The organism is Streptomyces sp. NPDC007189 (genome assembly GCF_040703635.1).
In the GTDB taxonomy this organism is placed as follows: Bacteria; Actinomycetota; Actinomycetes; order Streptomycetales; family Streptomycetaceae; genus Streptomyces.
Map to the genome: position 1 here is coordinate 522,744 of NZ_JBEYEY010000004.1, position 16,739 is coordinate 539,482.

13 protein-coding genes are annotated in these 16,739 nt (G+C 72.3%); 7 read left to right on the plus strand and 6 right to left on the minus strand.

What is annotated here, in order from left to right:
• Nucleotides 1–220: 220 nt before the first annotated feature.
• Nucleotides 221–637 carry an SsgA family sporulation/cell division regulator gene (locus AB0950_RS11530; RefSeq protein ID WP_360145795.1) on the plus strand — a complete coding sequence of 139 codons (417 nt, stop codon included), beginning with the start codon at nt 221–223 and terminating at the stop codon, nt 635–637.
• A 13-nt stretch (nt 638–650) separates the two neighbouring features.
• On the opposite strand, the gene AB0950_RS11535 is transcribed toward AB0950_RS11530, so the two are convergent.
• Entirely contained in the window at nt 651–1,685 is a 1,035-nt protein-coding gene (locus AB0950_RS11535; RefSeq protein ID WP_366778386.1) for a Gfo/Idh/MocA family oxidoreductase, read from the minus strand.
• A 94-nt stretch (nt 1,686–1,779) separates the two neighbouring features.
• The gene (locus AB0950_RS11540) at nt 1,780–2,874 is read right to left on the minus strand and encodes a chemotaxis protein (protein ID WP_360573712.1); all 1,095 of its coding nucleotides are present in this window, start codon (nt 2,872–2,874) and stop codon (nt 1,780–1,782) included.
• Nucleotides 2,875–3,032: 158 nt separating this feature from the next.
• Here AB0950_RS11540 and AB0950_RS11545 point away from each other — a divergent pair, with 158 nt between their 5' ends.
• Complete coding sequence (locus tag AB0950_RS11545; RefSeq protein ID WP_360145786.1) at nt 3,033–3,812, plus strand: alpha/beta fold hydrolase; 780 nt, start codon at nt 3,033–3,035, stop codon at nt 3,810–3,812.
• Between the two features lie 280 nt (nt 3,813–4,092).
• Nucleotides 4,093–5,934, plus strand: a complete 1,842-nt coding sequence (gene asnB, locus AB0950_RS11550) for an asparagine synthase (glutamine-hydrolyzing) (RefSeq protein ID WP_360145783.1) — start codon at nt 4,093–4,095, stop codon at nt 5,932–5,934.
• On the opposite strand, the gene AB0950_RS11555 is transcribed toward asnB, so the two are convergent.
• Together AB0950_RS11555 and AB0950_RS11560 are read right to left on the minus strand one after the other, a co-directional pair.
• Complete coding sequence (locus AB0950_RS11555) at nt 5,924–6,454, minus strand: DUF4232 domain-containing protein (RefSeq protein WP_366778387.1); 531 nt, start codon at nt 6,452–6,454, stop codon at nt 5,924–5,926. The two genes, asnB and AB0950_RS11555, sit on opposite strands and share 11 nt — an antisense overlap.
• Before the next feature lie 131 nt (nt 6,455–6,585).
• A complete protein-coding gene (locus tag AB0950_RS11560; RefSeq protein ID WP_366778388.1) occupies nt 6,586–8,190 on the minus strand; it encodes an alpha/beta hydrolase in 1,605 nt (534 codons plus the stop codon).
• Nucleotides 8,191–8,471: 281 nt separating this feature from the next.
• Between AB0950_RS11560 and AB0950_RS11565 the strand changes: the two genes are divergently transcribed.
• The 3 genes from AB0950_RS11565 (at nt 8,472) to AB0950_RS11575 (ending at nt 11,985) form a co-directional block, all read left to right on the plus strand.
• On the plus strand, nt 8,472–9,155 hold the full coding sequence (locus AB0950_RS11565; protein ID WP_360145774.1) for a chaplin: 684 nt from the start codon (nt 8,472–8,474) through the stop codon (nt 9,153–9,155).
• A 165-nt stretch (nt 9,156–9,320) separates the two neighbouring features.
• On the plus strand, nt 9,321–10,175 hold the full coding sequence (locus tag AB0950_RS11570; RefSeq protein WP_360145771.1) for a GNAT family N-acetyltransferase: 855 nt from the start codon (nt 9,321–9,323) through the stop codon (nt 10,173–10,175).
• 1,033 nt (nt 10,176–11,208) lie between these two features.
• The gene (locus tag AB0950_RS11575; RefSeq protein ID WP_360145768.1) at nt 11,209–11,985 is read left to right on the plus strand and encodes a GNAT family N-acetyltransferase; all 777 of its coding nucleotides are present in this window, start codon (nt 11,209–11,211) and stop codon (nt 11,983–11,985) included.
• 7 nt (nt 11,986–11,992) lie between these two features.
• Here the strand turns inward: AB0950_RS11575 and AB0950_RS11580 are convergent, their stop codons facing one another.
• On the minus strand, nt 11,993–12,256 hold the full coding sequence (locus AB0950_RS11580) for a GlsB/YeaQ/YmgE family stress response membrane protein (protein WP_360145765.1): 264 nt from the start codon (nt 12,254–12,256) through the stop codon (nt 11,993–11,995).
• A 213-nt stretch (nt 12,257–12,469) separates the two neighbouring features.
• Between AB0950_RS11580 and AB0950_RS11585 the strand changes: the two genes are divergently transcribed.
• Nucleotides 12,470–13,921 carry a hydrolase gene (locus AB0950_RS11585; protein WP_366778389.1) on the plus strand — a complete coding sequence of 484 codons (1,452 nt, stop codon included), beginning with the start codon at nt 12,470–12,472 and terminating at the stop codon, nt 13,919–13,921.
• 40 nt (nt 13,922–13,961) lie between these two features.
• On the opposite strand, the gene AB0950_RS11590 is transcribed toward AB0950_RS11585, so the two are convergent.
• Nucleotides 13,962–16,688: an exo-beta-D-glucosaminidase gene (locus AB0950_RS11590; RefSeq protein ID WP_366778390.1), complete on the minus strand. Its 2,727-nt coding sequence runs from the start codon at nt 16,686–16,688 to the stop codon at nt 13,962–13,964.
• Between the last annotated feature and the right edge of the window lie 51 nt (nt 16,689–16,739).

Here is a 16,739-nt window from a genome sequence, read left to right on the forward strand (position 1 = left end):
AGTCTTCCCGGAGCGATTCCCGCACACGAATGCCGTACGCGCCCGGCAGGTCAAGTCTTAGTCCCACTACGCCGGTTGCCTGGTGCGGGCCGGCTTTTTCCCGACGCCCACGCGTGTGTTCGTCGCTCTTGTGTTCCCCTGTGCGGGATGCGTCTTGTACCCGTCGAACTCTGACCGGAATTCATGGCATGCGAGGAGCCCGTACGGACTCCATTAAGGCATGGATGCCATCACCGTCGCACAGCTCGCCCAGGCCCGGCTCATCACCGCCGAGGACCAGGAGATCCCCGTGTCGGCCACGCTGCGGTACACCACCGACGACCCCTTGGCCGTCTTCGTCGACTTTCCCGCCGAGGCCGCCCTGGACGGCGAGGAGGTCACCTGGGTCTTCGCGCGTTCCCTGCTCGACCAGGGGCTGCGGGCCCCGGCCGGCCATGGGGACGTCCAGATCTGGCCCTACGGCGGCACCCGGACGGTGCTGGAGTTCCACTCGCCCCACGGCCTGGCCCTGCTGCAGTTCCCCTCGTCGGCACTGCGCCGCTTCCTGCTGCGCACCTATGGAGCGGTGGGTGCCGGACAGGAAGACCTGGGCGGGGTGGTGGAACGGGGGCTGAGCGCCCTGTTCGGCGGGGTGTAGGGACGTGCCGGCGTCAGCGGCCGGCCCCGCCGCGAGGGTCGTACAGGTCCGGGCGCGGGGCGAGGTCGACCGCCACCCGGCCGCCGCTCTCCAGCGCCCGGACCCCCGCCTCGGCGACGACGCAGGCGGCATAGCCGTCCCAGACGCCCGGACCGGTGACCTCGCCGCGCCGGGTGGCGTCCACCCAGGCCTGCACCTCGCGGTCGTAGGCGTCGGCGAAGCGGACGAGGTAGTCCTGCGCGACCTCCTCACGGGCGCTGCCCGCCGTGGTGACCACCATGGTGTGCTCCTCGCCGATCCGCGCGCTGCCCCTCTCGCACACGGCCTCGCAGCGCACCTGGTAGCCGAAGCCGCAGTTGACGAAGACCTCGACGTCGACCAGTGCCCCGCCGGCGGTCTCGAACAGCACCAACTGCGGGTCGAGCAGGCCCTCGGGAGCACCCGCGGACGGCGTGGGGCGCAGCACCGTGACCGCCGTCAGCTCCTGGCCGAGCAGCCAGCGGGCCGCGTCGATCTCGTGCGAGACCGAGCTGTTGACCAGCATGGCGCTGGTGAAGCCGGCGGGGGAGGAGACGTTGCGGTGCGTGCAGTGCAGCATCAGCGGCCGGCCCAGCGTGCCGCCGTCCAGCAGCGCCTTGAGCCGGCGGTACTCGGCGTCGTAGCGGCGCATGAAGCCGATCTGCGCCAGCCTGCGGCCGAGCCGCGCCTCGGCCTCCACCACCCGCAGCGCTCCGGCGGAGTCCGGCACCATGGGCTTCTCGCACAGCACCGGCAGCCCCCGCGCGAACGCGGCGAGCAGCGCCTCCTCGTGGGCGGGGCCGGGGGAGGCGATCAGCACGGCCTCGACACCGGGCGCGTCGAGCGCGGCCACCGGGTCGGTGTGGACGGTCACCGAGTCGCGGCCGGCCACGGCTTCCTTCGCCCGCTCGAGATCGGGGTCGGCCACCGCGGCGACCCTTGCTCCGCTGACCACTTGGTCGAGGCGTCGTATGTGGTCGGCCCCCATGTGCCCGGCCCCCAGTACGGCCACTCCCAGCAGGTCACCCATGTGTGCGCTCCCTTACGCCGACGATCACGCCGTAGCGTACGCCGGGCAGGGAGCGCTGCCGGGGGAGGACCGGAGGGCAGGAGGGCAGGGGACCTCAGTAGCGCAGGACCCCGGCGATCCCGTTCGCGTCGCCGAGCGCGCCGTCGGGCACGAAACGCACCTCGGCGCCGGTCTCCAGGCACTGCTCGACGATCTCGTCCACGATGTCCTCGCGGGCGTCCAGGTCGCCGGGCATGGCCGGGACCAGATGGCCGCCGAGGTCGCTGACGGTCGCCCGGTAGTTCTCCTCCACGGCCAGCAGCCGCACCCGGCCCTCCCGGGCGCTCTGCCACAGCTCGTCGAGGCCGGCCGCGTAGGTCCGGTGACCGCGTGCCGAGGTCAGCTCCTCCGCCACGGCCGTGGCGCCCTTGCGGGCCTCCGCCTCCAGCACCGGCCGCAGCGCCTGCCACACCGCCTCGGGACCCGCGTGCGCGAGGCCGCCGCGCGGAACGTGCACGGCGCACTTGGCGACGCTGCCGACCTCGTCCAGCAGGGCCAGCGCCGCCTGTTCGCCGGTGACGTACAGCGGTCGGGGCTGCTCGCGCAGGACCGCGCTCATGGCCGTGTCGGCCTCGCGGAGGAACTGCCGGGTGCCCTCGTCACGGAAGGCGCTCTTCAGGTCGCCGATCTGCATCTGGCGCTCGGCGTCGAAGTTCTGCCGTCTGCGCTCCAGCGGGAAGCCGCCCGAACGGTCCCGCAGCACCCGGTCCTCGCCACCGCTCCAGAGCGTGACGAGGTCCGCGGAGACCGACAGCACCCAGAAGGGACGTTCGGCGACCTGGGCGGCGACCAGGTTGCGGGTGAGGAAGGTGTCCGAGAGCACCACCCGCTCGGGGACGGCACGGGCCAGGGACCACACCTGGTGTTCGCCGGGCGCGGCGAAGATCGCCAGGCCGTCCTCGGCGTGTGTCAGGTCCACCTCCGCCAGCGCCCGGTCGAGCTGCGCCACGACCTCGTTGCGCCGCTCGCGGGTGACGGCGGGATCGGACTCCAGGCGCCTGCGGGCCTCGGTGACGACATTGCGCAGCCGGACGGGGTCCTGGCCGCTCTCTGGCTCACGGCGGTGCGTCGGGGTCAGCACGGACACCGCCGGATACGGACGCGGCCGCCGCAGCTCGGCGAGGGTCGCGGGACTCAGTGCGTGCTCCATGACAGCACGATAGGTCGGATTCGCATGTACGGCATTCGGGGTAATCCGGACCGGATTCGGCTGCGGACCGCGTGCGTGGACACCGGTGACGCGGCGCCCCGCGCACCGCTACCGTACCGGCCAGTAACCGGATCGTGGCGCACCCCAGGAGGCCTGACATGCCGCAGCTCGATGTCGACGGAGCGGCCCTGACGTACGACGACGAGGGCCCCCGGGACGCACCCGAGGCACCCCTCGTCTTCGTGCACGGCTGGACCGCGAACCGGCACCGCTGGGACCACCAGATCGCGCACTTCTCCGAAAGACGCCGGGTGATCCGGCTGGACCTGCGCGGGCACGGGGAGAGCACCGGGGCCGGGGTGCGCACCATCGCGGAACTGGCGCGGGACGTCCTGGCCCTCCTCGATCACCTCCAGGTCGAGCGGTTCGTGCTGGTCGGGCACTCGATGGGCGGGATGATCGCGCAGACCGTCGCGCTGGCCCATCCGGAGCGCGTGGAGCGGATGGCGCTGGTCGGCTCCATCGGCCGGATGACCTACAGCCGTGGCCGGGGCCTGCTCATGGCCGCCTCCACCCTGGTGCCGTACCGGCTGTTCGTGGCCGCCAACATCCAGCGGGCCTTCGCGCCCGGCCACCCCCGCGAGGAGATCCGCGCGCACATCCGCGCCTCGGCATCGACCCCGCGCGAGGTCGTGATGACGCTGTACGCGGCGATGCGCGCCTTCGACGTCCTGGACCGGGCCGCCGAGATCCGTACGCCCACACTGATGGTGCACGGCTACCACGACGTGCAGCTGCCGGTGCGGCAGATGCTGCGGATGGCGAAGGCCTACCCGGACGCGGTGGTCCGCATCCTGGACGCGGGTCATGAGCTGCCGCTGGAGAAGCCGGCCGAGCTGACCGCCGTGCTGGACCGGTTTGTGACCGAAAAGATCTGACGCGCTCGGCGCTTGGGGAAGTTTTTGCCTGTGGCCGGTTCGTGACGGAGCCGGCCCGGCGCCATGGGCGGTGTCAGATTTCGCGTAAGCAAAACCCGTCCGAAACCATGGGGGTGCGGGTGTCGTCCGTGTTGCGTCCGTGTTGACTGCCTCGGGCAACTGACGGAGGCTGGCGATATAGGTGCTAGTTACAACTGGTTTGTCGGCCGGCCCCTGGTTCACCTGAGGAAGCCCAGGTGAGCGCCGGAGCCGGCCGCGAGCCGGAGGCAGGAGGCAGCGCATGTGCGGCATCACCGGATGGGTGTCCTTCGACCGTGACCTGACCGCCGAGGCCACCACATTGCATGCGATGACCGAGACCATGGCCTGCCGCGGCCCGGACGACCGCGGCACCTGGACCCAGGGCCCGGCCGCCCTCGGGCACCGCCGGCTCGCGATCATCGACCTTCCCGGCGGCCGTCAGCCGATGTCCGTGGACACCCCTGAGGGAACCGTCGCCCTGGTGTACTCGGGGGAGGCCTACAACTTCACCGAGCTGCGCCGCGAACTGGAAGGCCGCGGGCACCGGTTCACCACCGACTCCGACACCGAGGTCGTCCTGCACGGCTACCTCGCATGGGGGGACGCCGTCGCCGAACGGCTCAACGGCATGTACGCGTTCGCCGTGTGGGACGGCCGCCACGACAAGCTCGTGATGATCCGCGACCGCATGGGCATCAAGCCGTTCTACTACCACCCCACCCCCGACGGCGTCCTGTTCGGCTCCGAGCCCAAGGCGATCCTCGCCAACCCGCTGGCCCGCCGCCGGGTGACCCTGGACGGGCTGCGGGAGCTGTTCGTCATGGTCAAGACGCCCGGACACGCGATCTGGGACGGCATGCGCGAGGTCGAGCCGGGCACGGTCGTCACCGTCGACCGCTCCGGCCTGTCCACCCGCGTCTACTGGCAGCTGCAGACCCGCGCGCACACCGACGACCGCGACACCACCATCGCGACCGTGCGCTCGCTCCTCGACGACATCGTGCGCCGCCAGCTGGTCGCCGACGTGCCGCGCTGCACCCTGCTCTCCGGCGGCCTCGACTCCTCCGCCATGACCGCGCTCGCCGCCCGGCAACTCGCCGAACAGGGTGAGAAGGTGCGCAGCTTCGCCGTCGACTTCGTCGGCCAGACCGACAACTTCGTCGCCGACGAACTGCGCGGCACCCCCGACACGCCCTTCGTGCACGACGTCGCCGAACTCGCCGGCACCGACCACCAGGACATCGTGCTCGACACCCAGTCCCTCGCCGACCCCGCCGTACGCGAGCAGGTGATCCGCGCCCGCGATCTGCCGGCCGGCTTCGGCGACATGGACGCCTCGCTGCTGCTGCTCTTCCGCGCCATCCGGGAGAAGTCCACGGTGGCCCTGTCCGGCGAGTCCGCCGACGAGGTCTTCGGCGGCTATCTGCAGTTCTTCGACGAGGAGGCGCGCCGCGCGGAGACCTTCCCGTGGCTGACCACCATGGGGCGCCATTTCGGCGAGGACGCCGACGTCCTGCGGCCCGACCTCTCCAAGTCCCTGGACCTGGAGAACTACATCGCCGACGGCTACCGCACCGCCGTCGCCGGCATCGAACGGCTCGACGGCGAGAGCGACTTCGAGTACAAGATGCGGCAGATGAGCCATCTGCACCTGACCCGGTTCGTGCGCGCCCTGCTCGACCGCAAGGACCGGATGAGCATGGCCGTCGGCCTGGAGGTCCGGGTGCCGTTCTGCGACCACCGGCTGGTCGAGTACGTCTACAACGCCCCCTGGGCGCTGAAGTCCTTCGACGGCCGGGAGAAGAGCCTGCTGCGGGAGGCCGCCGCGGACGTCCTGCCGCGCTCGGTGTACGAGCGGGTCAAGAGCCCGTACCCGTCCACCCAGGACCCGCAGTACGCCCGCGCCCTCCAGGACCAGGCCAAGGACCTGCTCGCCCGGCCCTCGCACCCGGTCTTCGACCTCGTCGACCGCGACCGGCTCCGCCGGGCCGCCGAACGCGAGGCGCCGGTCAGCACCCAGGCGGCCCGGCGCGGCCTGGAACGCGCGCTGGACCTCGCGCGGTGGCTGGAGCTCTACCGGCCCGAGGTGATCACCGGCTGAGGCCGATGGCCCGGTCCGCCGCCGCCCGCGTGGGCTGCCACCACGTCGTCACCGGCTCCCACACCAGAACCCGCGTCCCGGTGCCGAGCCGCGCCGCGGTGAAGGAGCGGCCCCGGTGGGCGGCCGAGGCGGCCACGGTCACGGTGTCCACCCCGCGGGCCTCGGGGTCCGCAGGGTCGGCGATGGTCCGCACGTCGGCGTAGGCGGTCCGTCCGGCCGCGAGCCGGTAGTCGCCGGCGCCGCCCTCGGGCGTCGGCAGCGCGGCGCCGTCGAGGGTGCCGAAGGTCACCGTGGGCACGCGGTCGACGGCACAGGCGCGGGAGCCGTGGTTGGTGACGCCGACCCGCAGCACGGCCGGAACGCCGGGCACGGCCCGCGCCCGGACCGTCAGCGCCGTCTCGGCGCAGCGGACGGGCCGGACGGGATCGGTGGTGGCGGCCCGGCCCTGCGGCGCGGTCAGCAGCAGGACCGCGGCGGCGGCCGAGGCGGCGGGTACGGCGAGGGCGGCGCGGATGCGCATGGTGGTTCCCCCTGTCGTGGTCTGAGAAGTCGGATGCGGCGGCCGGAGTGGGCCTGCCCGGTGTGACGGCCGGGCGGCCCGGCAGGTTGTGCCGGGTGCGCGGCCGTCACCCGGACGGCCCCGCGGCGGCGTCAGCCGGCGGTGTGCGTCGTGGCGCTCCAGTCGTCGCCGTCCGCCGGGCAGGAGCTGCCGCTGGGCGGCAGGGAGCCGTAGAGCAGGAAGTCGTCGATCTTGCGGTGCACGCACGTGGAGGAGGAGTAGCCGGTGTGGCCCTCGCCCTTGTTGTCGAGCACCACCGCCGACGGGCCGAGCCGTGCGGCCGTCTCCTGCGTCCACCGGTACGGCGTCGCCGGGTCGCCGCGCGTGCCCACCAGCAGCATCTTCGCCGAGTCGACGTTCTTCACCCGGTCACGGATGAAGTCGGTGCCCTTGGGACGGCCGTAGCACATGAGCAGCTGGGTCAGCCGGTAGCGGCCGAAGACCGGCGAGGCCTGCTCGTAGCGTGCCCGCAGGTTTTTGAGGTCCTTGGCGATCTGCGCCGCGCCGGGCCGGTCGGGATCGTCGGCGCAGTCGATCGCCATCAGCGCGGCCTCGAGGTTGTCGGCGGGGATGTCCTGCGGGTCGACCAGGCCGCCGTTGCCGTGGCGCCCGCTGCGGGGCAGGCCGGAACCGCCGGTGGCGAAGTTCAGGATCCCGCGCGTGTCGCCGTCCTGGACCAGCGAGACCAGGGCACGCTCAAGAGAGGGCCACAGCTGCTTGCTGTACAGGCCCTGCACGAGGGCGCCCACCAAGTCCTGTCCGGAGAACGAGCCGCCGAAGTCAGCCGGCACGGGGTCGGCGTCGAGCGCGCCCACCAGCCGGACCACCTCGTCCCCGGCCGTACGCCGGTCCTGGCCGAACGGACAGGCGACATCCGTCGTACACCAGTCCAGGAAATCGTCCAGCGCGGTCTGCTGCCCCTCGGCGCCGGCCACCCCCTGCTCGGACAGCGGCTCGGTCAGGGTGTCCACGCCGTCGAGGGCGAGCCGGCCGACCTTGTGCGGGAACTGCGCCGCGTACACCGCGCCGAGCCGCGAACCGTAGGAGAAGCCGAGGTAGTTGAGCTTCTTGTCGCCCAGGGCCTGGCGGATGACGTCCAGGTCGCGGGCGGCGTTCACGGTGCCGATGTGGGGCAGCACCGGGCCGGAGGTACGGGCGCACTCCGCGGCGGCCTGGCGCAACGTCGCGAGCAGCGCCTTCGGATGGTCGAGGTCGGCGTCGCCGGCCGTCGCGGACGCGGCCTCGTCGCTGCCGTCGCCGCAGCTGACGGGGGAGGAGCGGCCGACGCCGCGCGGGTCGAAGGTGACCACGTCGTAGCCGTTGGTCAGGTCCATGAACTGCTCGCCGTCGGTGGCGAGTCCGGCGACGCCCGCACCGCCCGGGCCGCCGAAGTTGAGCAGCACCGAGCCCTGCTTCTTCCCGGTCGCCCGGTAGCGGGCGAGGGCCACATCCAGCGTCCCCGCCCGGGGGCGGGCGTAGTCGAGCGGGACGGTGACCTTCCCGCACTGCATGTCGTGCGGCATGTCGAGGCCCTTGCAGGCGGTCCAGGTCACCTTCTGCCCGTAGAAACGGGCCAGGTCGGGCTGCGGCCGGTCGGCGCCGGCCGCGGGCAGGCCGGCGCCGAGCAGCGCCAAAGCGAGGACTCCGGTACCCGCGCAGCGCCGCACGGCGGGCCGTGTGGACAGCTTGGCCAGCATCGATCGCCTCCCGGGACGCCTGTCGCGGACCGGGCACGGCGCCCTCGGATCACCATAAGCGGGCCCCGGACGGCCCGCCTCCCGGCGAGCGGGCCGGCTGCCGGCGCCGTATTCTGCCCTTCCCCCCCGACCCATTTAATGATCATTGAGCCCTTTACATCAGGTTCGATACCACTATCGCCCGACGGGGTGAAAGAGCGATCAGCCATAACTCGGATGGTTCACCCGCGTTTTACGGGGTGCGGGTGAGTGCCCGCGACAAGTCTGGAAGGCAGGGAACTATGAGACGGGCTACCCGTAACGGTGTGATCGCCGTCGCCGCCGCGTCCGGTGCGATGGTCGTGGCACTTCCCGTGTCCGCCGCCTTCGCGGCCGACGGCGCCACCGCCGACGGCTCCGCGGCCGGCTCACCCGGGCTGATCTCCGGCAACGGTGTCCAGTTGCCGGTGGACGTACCGGTGAACGTGTGCGGCAACACCGTGAACGTGGTGGGGCTGCTCAACCCGGCCGCGGGCAACGCCTGCGCGAACCACGGCTCCGCAAAGGCCTCCGGGAAGGGGGGATCGTCCGCGTCCGGCGGCGCCTCGGCCCACGGCGGCGCGCAGGACTCGCCCGGCGTGCTCTCCGGCAACGGCCTGCAGCTTCCCGTCGACCTGCCGGTGAACGTCAGCGGCAACAGCGTCAACGTGGTGGGGGTGGGCAACCCGGTCCAGGGCAACCAGTCGGTCAACGGCCCCGGCGACGAGCATCCCGGCACCCCTCGCCACCCACACAGCCCGGCCCCGAAGCCTCCGGCTCCGTCCCGGCACCTTCCGCAAGCGCCCAGCCCCGTCGCGCCGCCGACGACGTCCACCCTCGCCCACACCGGTGCGGACGCCACCGTGCCGGCCGTCGCGGGCAGCGCCGCCCTTCTCCTCGCGGGCACGGCCCTCTACCGCCGCTTCCGCCCCGGCCGCACCGGCTGACGTACGACCCCACCCCCTCCCACGTCCCACCGGACGCCGGCCCGGTGGGACGTGGGTGACTGGTGCGTGCCGCGCGCAACGGCTGATCTCCCCGTGGCGCGGCCTTGTGTTGATCCGGAAGGATGCGGAACGGCAGTCCCGTCCCGACGGAAATGGAGCGCATCGATGACCTCTGCGGCCCCCTACGACCTCGTCGTCACGCAGGCCACCCTCGACGACTGGCCGGTGATCGCCGGGTGGGCGGCGGCGGAGGGCTGGAATCCCGGGCTGTCCGACGGGCCCGCGTTCTTCGCGCAGGATCCCGACGGGTTCTTCCTCGGCCGCATCGACGGGGAGCCCGTGTCGGCCGTCTCCGTGGTCAACTACGGCTCGCAGTACGCCTTTCTGGGCTGCTACCTCGTCCGTCCCGACCTGCGCGGCCACGGCCACGGCCTCACCACCTGGAAGACCGCCCTCGCCCACGCCGGCAACCGCACCGTCGGCCTGGACGGTGTCGTCGCGCAGCAGGACAACTACCGGCAGTCCGGATTCGAACTCGCCTATCGCACCATCCGGTTCACCGGCACCGCCCCGGTGGGCGAGACGCCGGCGGGCGTCCGCCCGGCCGCGGCGGACGACCTCGCCGCGATCACCGCCTACGACAGCGCCTGCTACCCGGCCGACCGCCCGCGCTTCCTCGCCGAATGGCTCGCCGCCCCCGGACACCGGGCGTTCGTCCGCCACGACGGCGCGCGACTCACCGGATACGGCGTGCTCCGCCCCGGCCACGACACCCTGCGCATCGGCCCCCTCTTCGCCGACACCGCGGACGACGCCCGCGCCCTCTTCACCGCCCTCACGGCCGAGGCCGCCGGACGCGAGCTCTGCGTCGACGTGCCCGAGCCGAACACGGCCGGCGTCGCGCTCGCCGAAGAGGCAGGATTCCAGGCCTCCTTCGAGACGGCCCGCATGTACACGGGCCCCGTCCGCGAGCACGCGCAGCACCGCGTGTTCGGCGTCACCACACTCGAACTCGGCTGACCCGCACGAACGTTGCGCGTGCAGGCGGCCGCGTACCTGGCTCCGGGGAACTCCGCCCTGTGCCTGACCGGTGGGCGGCCGCCCTGTTCGCTCGGCTGACCGCACGAGCGCTGCGCGTGCGGGCGGCCGCGCACCTGGCTCCGGCGGACTCCGCCCTGTGCCTGACCCGCGGACGGCTGCCCTGTTCGCTCGGTTGACCCGCACGAGGCTCGCGCGTGCAGGCGGCCGCGCCCCGTGTCCGGCGGACTCCGCCGGCCTGCCGGGTGTGTGCCCCCGCGTACGTCCGCTCTGTTCGGCTGACCCGTACGAGCGCTGCGCGTGCAGGCGGCCGGCACCTGGCTCCGGGGAACTCCGCCCTGTGCCTGACCGGCGGACGGCCGCCTTGCTCGCTCGGCTGACCCGCAGGAACGCTGCGCGTACAGGCGGCCGCGCGCCCGGCTCCGGCGGGCTCCGCCCTGTGCCTGACCGGTGGGCGGCTGCCCTGTTCGCTCGGTTGACCCGCACGAGGGTCGCGCGTGCAGGCGGCCGCGCCCCGTGTCCGGCGGACTCCGCCGGCCTGCCGGGTGTGTGCCCCCGCGTACGTCCGCTCTGTTCGGCTGACCCGTACGAGCGCCGCGCGTGCAGGCGGCCGGCACCTGGCTCCGGGGAACTCCGCCCTGTGCCTGACCCGCGGACGGCCGCCCTGTTCGCTCGGCTGACCCGCACGAGGGTCGCGCGTGCAGGCGGCCGCGCCCCCGTGTCGGGCGGACTCCGCCGGCCTGCCGGGTGTGTGCCCCCGCGTACGTCCGCTCTGTTCGGCTGACCCGTACGAGCGCCGTGGGTGCAGGCCGCCGCGCACCCGGCTCCGGCGGGCTCCGCTCGCCCGCTCGCCGGGGTCGTGACGCTGCGTACGGCCACCCTGGCGCAGCGACCGCATCCAGGGTCGCCTCGACTGCCTCCCCCGCAACCGCGACCGGCTCGGCGCCGTGTGTCCGTCGGGCGGTGCGGGGTTATTCCATTGCCCTGGCCGCTCCGGCGTGGTCGAGTGCTGTGCATGGATCATTCGGCGGTGCTCGCCCTCTACGACCGGGACATGCGGGAGAACGCGGCTCCCGACGGCCCCGGCGCCCGGATCGAGCGGGCCGGTGCGGTGGTGCGTCACGTCGCGGACCCGCAGGGGTGGAACGGCGTGCTCTGGTCCGCTCTGGACGCGGTGGGCGCGGACCGGGCGATCCGGGACCAGATCGCGTACTTCACCGGCCTCGGCCGCGACTTCGAGTGGAAGGTCTACGGCCACGACCGGCCGCACGACCTCGGCGCCCGGCTCCGCGCCGCCGGATTCCGTGCCGAGCCCGAGGAGACCCTGATGATCGGCGAGACCGGCCGGCTCGCCCTGGACGCCGAACCGCCCGCCGGTATCCGGATCGTGCAGGTCGCGGACCCGGCCGGCGTCGACCTCGTCGTGGACGTCCACGAGAAGGCCTTCGGCACCGACGGCACCCGGCTGCGGCACCAACTGCTCGCCCGCTTGGCCGACGACCCCGGTACCGTCGTCGCCGTGGTCGCGCTCGCCGGGGACGAACCCGTCAGCGCCGCCCGCATGGAACTGACGCCCGGCACCCGGTTCGCCGGGCTGTGGGGCGGCGGCACCGTCGAGCACTGGCGGGGCCGAGGCGTCTACCGCGCCCTGGTGGCCCACCGCGCCCGCGTCGCCGCCGCCCTCGGCTACCGCTACCTCCAGGTCGACGCCTCACCGATGAGCCGCCCCATCCTGGAGCGCCTCGGCTTCCACGCGCTGAGCACCACGACGCCGTACCTGTACGGCGGCTGACCGGGCGTCAGCGGTGTACGCGGGAGCGGTCCAGTGCCGCGATCCCGACCGCGGCCAGCGCGATCTGGATGAACCACTCGATCCAGTCGGGCCCCTTGGTGTCCGCGACCCCGAACCCGGCGGCGATGGCCGAGCCGAGCAGCGCGGCCACGATGCCGACGACGATGGTCCACAGGATGCCGATGTGCTGCCGGCCGGGAACGACCAGGCGGCCGAGGATGCCGATGATGAGCCCGATGATGATGGCGCTGATGATGCCCGAGATATGCATGTCCACCCCTTGTGGTGTTGCCTCCCGTTCATCGTCTTCCCGCTGTAAGCGGAGGCAGTCGGCTCCGGTTATTGCCGGGACTTTCTGTTCACCGGCCCTTCATGCCATGTACCTTTCAATCAATCGACGCGTGTAGAACCCTCAAGCGGGCTCTACGCGCGCAGAGTTGGCGCCCGCACCGCCTCTCCCCACCCCCTCACGGAGGTTCGCCGGATGCTCGGATCCCTCAGATCCCGCCGCAGACTCACCACCGCCCTGGCCGGTTTCGGGCTGCTCCTGACCGGAGCCGCCGTCCAGGTCGGCAGCGGCACCGCCGCGCACGCGGCGACGACGCACCGCATCCTGTTCGACAACGCCCACGCCGAGACGGCCGGGAACGCCGACTGGATCATCTCCACCAGTCAGCCCGACCCCCTGGGCCAGAACTCTTCCCCGTCCGCCGAGACCGACTGGACCGGCGCCCTGTCCTCCTGGGGCGTGGCGCTGCAGAAGACCGGCGGCTACAGCCTGAAGACGCTGCCGTCGGGCGCCGCCCTCAGCTACGGCGGCTCCTCCTCGACCGACCTGTCGAACTTCGACACACTGGTCCTGCCCGAGCCGAACACGCTGTTCACGAGCGCCGAGAAGACGGCGATCATGAACTTCGTGAAGAACGGCGGCGGTCTGTTCATGATCTCCGACCACACCGGAGCCGACCGCAACAACGACGGCTCCGACGCGGTCAAGATCCTCAACGACCTGATGACGAACAACAGCGTCGACTCCACCGACCCGTTCGGCTTCTCCATCGACTCCCTCGACATCTCCTCCGGCTACCCGGCCGCGGTCAACGACAGCACCGACCCGGTACTGCACGGCTCCTTCGGCACGGTCACCAAGAGCCTGATCGCCGACGGCACGACCGCCACCCTCAAGCCGTCGGACAACGCGAACGTCAAGGGCCTGGTCTACCGCTCCGGTTACTCCGGCAACACCGGCGCCTTCTTCCTCACCAGCACCTTCGGCAGCGGACGGGTCGCCTTCTGGGGCGACAGCTCCCCGATCGACGACGGCACCGGCCAGTCCGGCAACACCCTGTACGACGGCTGGAACGACTCCGGCGCGACCAACGCCGCCCTCGCCCTGAACGCCACCGCGTGGCTCTCCGGCGCGGGCGGCACCAGCGGCGGCGGTGGTGGTGGCACCGGCACCTGCACCGCCGGCCAGCTGCTCGGCAACCCGGGCTTCGAGTCGGGCAGCAGCACCTGGGCCGCCAGCAGCGGAGTCATCACCAACGCGACCGGCGAGAAGGCCCGTTCGGGCTCGTACTACGCCTGGCTCGACGGCTACGGCACCGCCACCACGGACACCCTGTCGCAGGCGGTGACCATCCCGTCCGGCTGCTCGTCGGCGACGCTCAGCTTCTGGCTGCACATCGACACGGCCGAGACCTCGACCAGCACCGCCTATGACACCCTCAAGGTCCAGGTGCTCAGCAGCTCCGGCACGGTCCTCGGCACCCTGGCGACGTACTCGAACCTCAACGCCGCCTCCGGCTACACCCAGCGCAGCTTCAGCCTGAGCGGCTACGCCGGGCAGACCGTCACCCTGAAGTTCACCGGCACCGAGGGCTCCCAGTACCAGACGTCGTTCGTCGTGGACGACACCGCGCTCAACGTCGGCTGAACCGGCCGGGGGCGGGCCGCACAGGCCCGCCCCCGCTTCCTCAGGCCGCCGGCACCGTCCGCTCCGGGGTGTTCCAGCCGGCGACCCGCACACCCGGTGCCGAGCCGTGCAGATCGGCCGTCCGGAAGGTGGCGGTCAGGGTCACCGACTCGCCCGGCCACAGGCTCACCTCGTTGTCCGACCAGCGCACCGGCAGCACCGGCTCGCCCCGCGCGTCCACGAGGTGGACGTCCGTCAGCAGCGCCGGGGTCTTCCCGCTCCCGGTGTTCCGCAGGGTGACCGTCGTGGTCGACGTGCCGTCCGACGACCGGGTCGCCGCGGTCGCCGACACCGGCGCCTGCGCCATCGAGGCGAGCCCCGTCAGATCGGCGTAGCCGGTCGTCGGCGTGTAGTACCAGGTGGTGCCGCTCCAGTCGAGCGTGTCGGGCCGGGTGGAGAGCCAGTACACGTTCCGGCTCACCTCCCTGCCGTCCTCGCCCGTCAGCACCAGGCGAAGCAGATACGTCGAGGACAGGCCGCTCACCGACGACGGCAGGGTGAGAGCGGTGCCGTGCGCGCCGTCGCCGGGCACCGTCAGACCGGTCACGGTCCTGTCGTACCGCTGGGTGCCGTCGGGGTCGAACAGCGTGGCCCGGGCGGTGAGTCCGGTGGCGGAGGTGTGATGGTGGTTGACGACGACGACCGAGCGGTTGTCGTACGAGTACTGGATGTGCAGCGGCTCGTTCGCCTTCTTCGCGCCGAAGTAGGCGCCGCCCTGATCGAGATAACGGTCCGTCAGCTGCCAGTGCAGGGAGGTCCAGCCGCTGTTGAACATCCAGTGGATCACCCCGGTCGACGGCTTCGACGTGTCCGTGGCGTTGCGGCCGTACGCCTCGAACTGGGCGCGGACGTTCTCGTACTGGGCCAGCTGGGCCTTGCGGACGTAGTCGGCGAGGCTCTTCGGGGCGCCGTAGCGGCCGGTGAGGGCGGCGTCGTAGATCTTCAGCGTGCCGAAGACCGGGGACGGCGAGCGGTGGTACTGCCGGTCGTCCGGGTTCCTCCAGAGGGTGTCCAGTTCCGCCGGGGTCATCATGCGGTGCAGCGTGTCGAGAGTGGGGATGCTCGGGCCCGCGCTGGTCTCGGAGTTGAAGCCGGTGGCCCCGCCCTCGCGCTTGGCGTACCAGTAGCCGGGCGGCACCCAGTCGTAGGGCCCGGTCATCTTCATGCCCGAACCGCCGAGCCGGGGCGAGGAGTTGTCCGAGGCGGCGGAGACCACCGGGTCGGGCCAGTCGGCGGCCTTCAGGGCGTCCAGGTAGGTCTTCTCGATCCTCGCGTCGGGGGCGAAGTCGCTGCCGATGAGGAAGGAGATCACGCTCGGGTGGTCGCGCAGCCGGGCGGCCTCGGCGGCCATGGACGCCTGCGCCACCGGATAGTCGGCCTCGGTCCACTTGTCGCCGGTCTCGCTGCCGTTGACCTGGCCCTCCCACTTGTCGCAGCACTCCCAGCCCGGAAGCGTGAGGATGCCGTAGCGGTCGGCGAGGTCGAAGAACTCGTCCGGCTCCAGGTGACCTTCCAGGCGGATCGTGTTCAGCCCCAGGTCGACGGCGTACTTCAGCCGGTCCTCGGCATAGCCGCGGTCCCAGCGCAGGAACTCGTCCGGTGACCAGCCGCCGCCCTTGATCAGCAGCTTGCGGCCGTTGATCCGGTACTGGCGCGCGCCGTCCGCGTCCAGCGGCGCCCGGACGTCACGGATGCCGAAGCTCGCGTGCGCGGTGTCCGACGTCGTACCGGCGACGGATGCGGTGAGGTCCAGGGTGTAGAGCGGCTGGCCGCCCATCCCGGCCGGCCACCACACCTTCGGTGAGGTGAGGTGCAGGCCCGGGGTGTCGGCGGGGGAGAAGGCGACGGTCTTCGTCTCATGGGCGGCCAGCGGGACCCGCCGGGTGAAGGCCGTGGCGCCGATGCGGCCGGTGACCTCGGCGGTGACCGGGGTGCCGGTGTCGTTGCGGGCCTGCGCCTTCACCGTCAGGTCGGCGGACGCGAGCGACGGCACGGCCAGCTTGGTGATCACGTGGGCGTCGCGCAGCGCCACCGGGCCGCCCCGGCGCACCAGCACGTCCCGGACGATGCCCATGTTCCGGTCGGGCGGCGGCTGGAGCCAGTCGATCCAGCCCATGGTGAGGTCCGCGTTCGGATCGTTGGGCCGGACGCGGAGGGCGACCGTGTTGGTGCCGGGCCTGACCAGCGAGGTGACGTCCAGCTCATGGCGGGTGTAGGCGCCGGTGACGTCCGCGGCCGTCGCCGCCCGGTGGCCGTTGACATAGACGTCGGCCGCCGAGATCACCCCGCTGAGGTCGAGGTAGGTCCGCCGCACGGTGTCCTCGACGGAGAAGTCGGACCGGTACCACCAGGGGACCTGGAAGTCGGCCCGCGGGATCTTCTGCTGGTTGGTGGAGAAGAAGGGGTCGGCGTACACGCCGTCGGCGAGCAGCGCGGCCAGGACGGTGGAGCGGGGGCCGGCCGGATACCAGCCCTTCGCCGGATAGCCGGGGGAGGAGACGGCTTCCGGGGAGTCGGTCACCTTCGCCGAGGACTGGACGGCGTACCCGGCGAGCGGGGTCTCGGTGCCGGCCGCGGAGGCGACGCGCGTGGTGCGAGCCGTCGCCGGCCCGAGCGGCGGTGACGGTGGCCGGGCACCGGCCCACGCGCCGCCGGCCAGTGAGCCGAGCAGGCCGAGGGCCAGCGCCGTGACGGCGTACCGGCGGGCGGGGGCGGGGCGAGGAGACATGGCAGGGCTCCCGGCGATGTAAAGTTAGGAAACTTTACTAACTTGCCTCAA

What these genes read in the sequence shown, in the direction of transcription:
- AB0950_RS11545 (WP_360145786.1), top strand. Translation starts at nt 3,033, where the DNA reads ATGCCGCAGCTCGATGTCGACGGAGCGGCCCTGACGTACGACGACGAG.
- AB0950_RS11560 (WP_366778388.1), bottom strand. Translation starts at nt 8,190, where the DNA reads ATGCTGGCCAAGCTGTCCACACGGCCCGCCGTGCGGCGCTGCGCGGGT.
- AB0950_RS11570 (WP_360145771.1), top strand. Translation starts at nt 9,321, where the DNA reads ATGACCTCTGCGGCCCCCTACGACCTCGTCGTCACGCAGGCCACCCTC.
- AB0950_RS11590 (WP_366778390.1), bottom strand. Translation starts at nt 16,688, where the DNA reads ATGTCTCCTCGCCCCGCCCCCGCCCGCCGGTACGCCGTCACGGCGCTG.
- AB0950_RS11535 (WP_366778386.1), bottom strand. Translation starts at nt 1,685, where the DNA reads ATGGGTGACCTGCTGGGAGTGGCCGTACTGGGGGCCGGGCACATGGGG.
- AB0950_RS11585 (WP_366778389.1), top strand. Translation starts at nt 12,470, where the DNA reads ATGCTCGGATCCCTCAGATCCCGCCGCAGACTCACCACCGCCCTGGCC.
- AB0950_RS11565 (WP_360145774.1), top strand. Translation starts at nt 8,472, where the DNA reads ATGAGACGGGCTACCCGTAACGGTGTGATCGCCGTCGCCGCCGCGTCC.
- AB0950_RS11540 (WP_360573712.1), bottom strand. Translation starts at nt 2,874, where the DNA reads ATGGAGCACGCACTGAGTCCCGCGACCCTCGCCGAGCTGCGGCGGCCG.
- AB0950_RS11575 (WP_360145768.1), top strand. Translation starts at nt 11,209, where the DNA reads ATGGATCATTCGGCGGTGCTCGCCCTCTACGACCGGGACATGCGGGAG.
- asnB (WP_360145783.1), top strand. Translation starts at nt 4,093, where the DNA reads ATGTGCGGCATCACCGGATGGGTGTCCTTCGACCGTGACCTGACCGCC.
- AB0950_RS11530 (WP_360145795.1), top strand. Translation starts at nt 221, where the DNA reads ATGGATGCCATCACCGTCGCACAGCTCGCCCAGGCCCGGCTCATCACC.
- AB0950_RS11580 (WP_360145765.1), bottom strand. Translation starts at nt 12,256, where the DNA reads ATGCATATCTCGGGCATCATCAGCGCCATCATCATCGGGCTCATCATC.
- AB0950_RS11555 (WP_366778387.1), bottom strand. Translation starts at nt 6,454, where the DNA reads ATGCGCATCCGCGCCGCCCTCGCCGTACCCGCCGCCTCGGCCGCCGCC.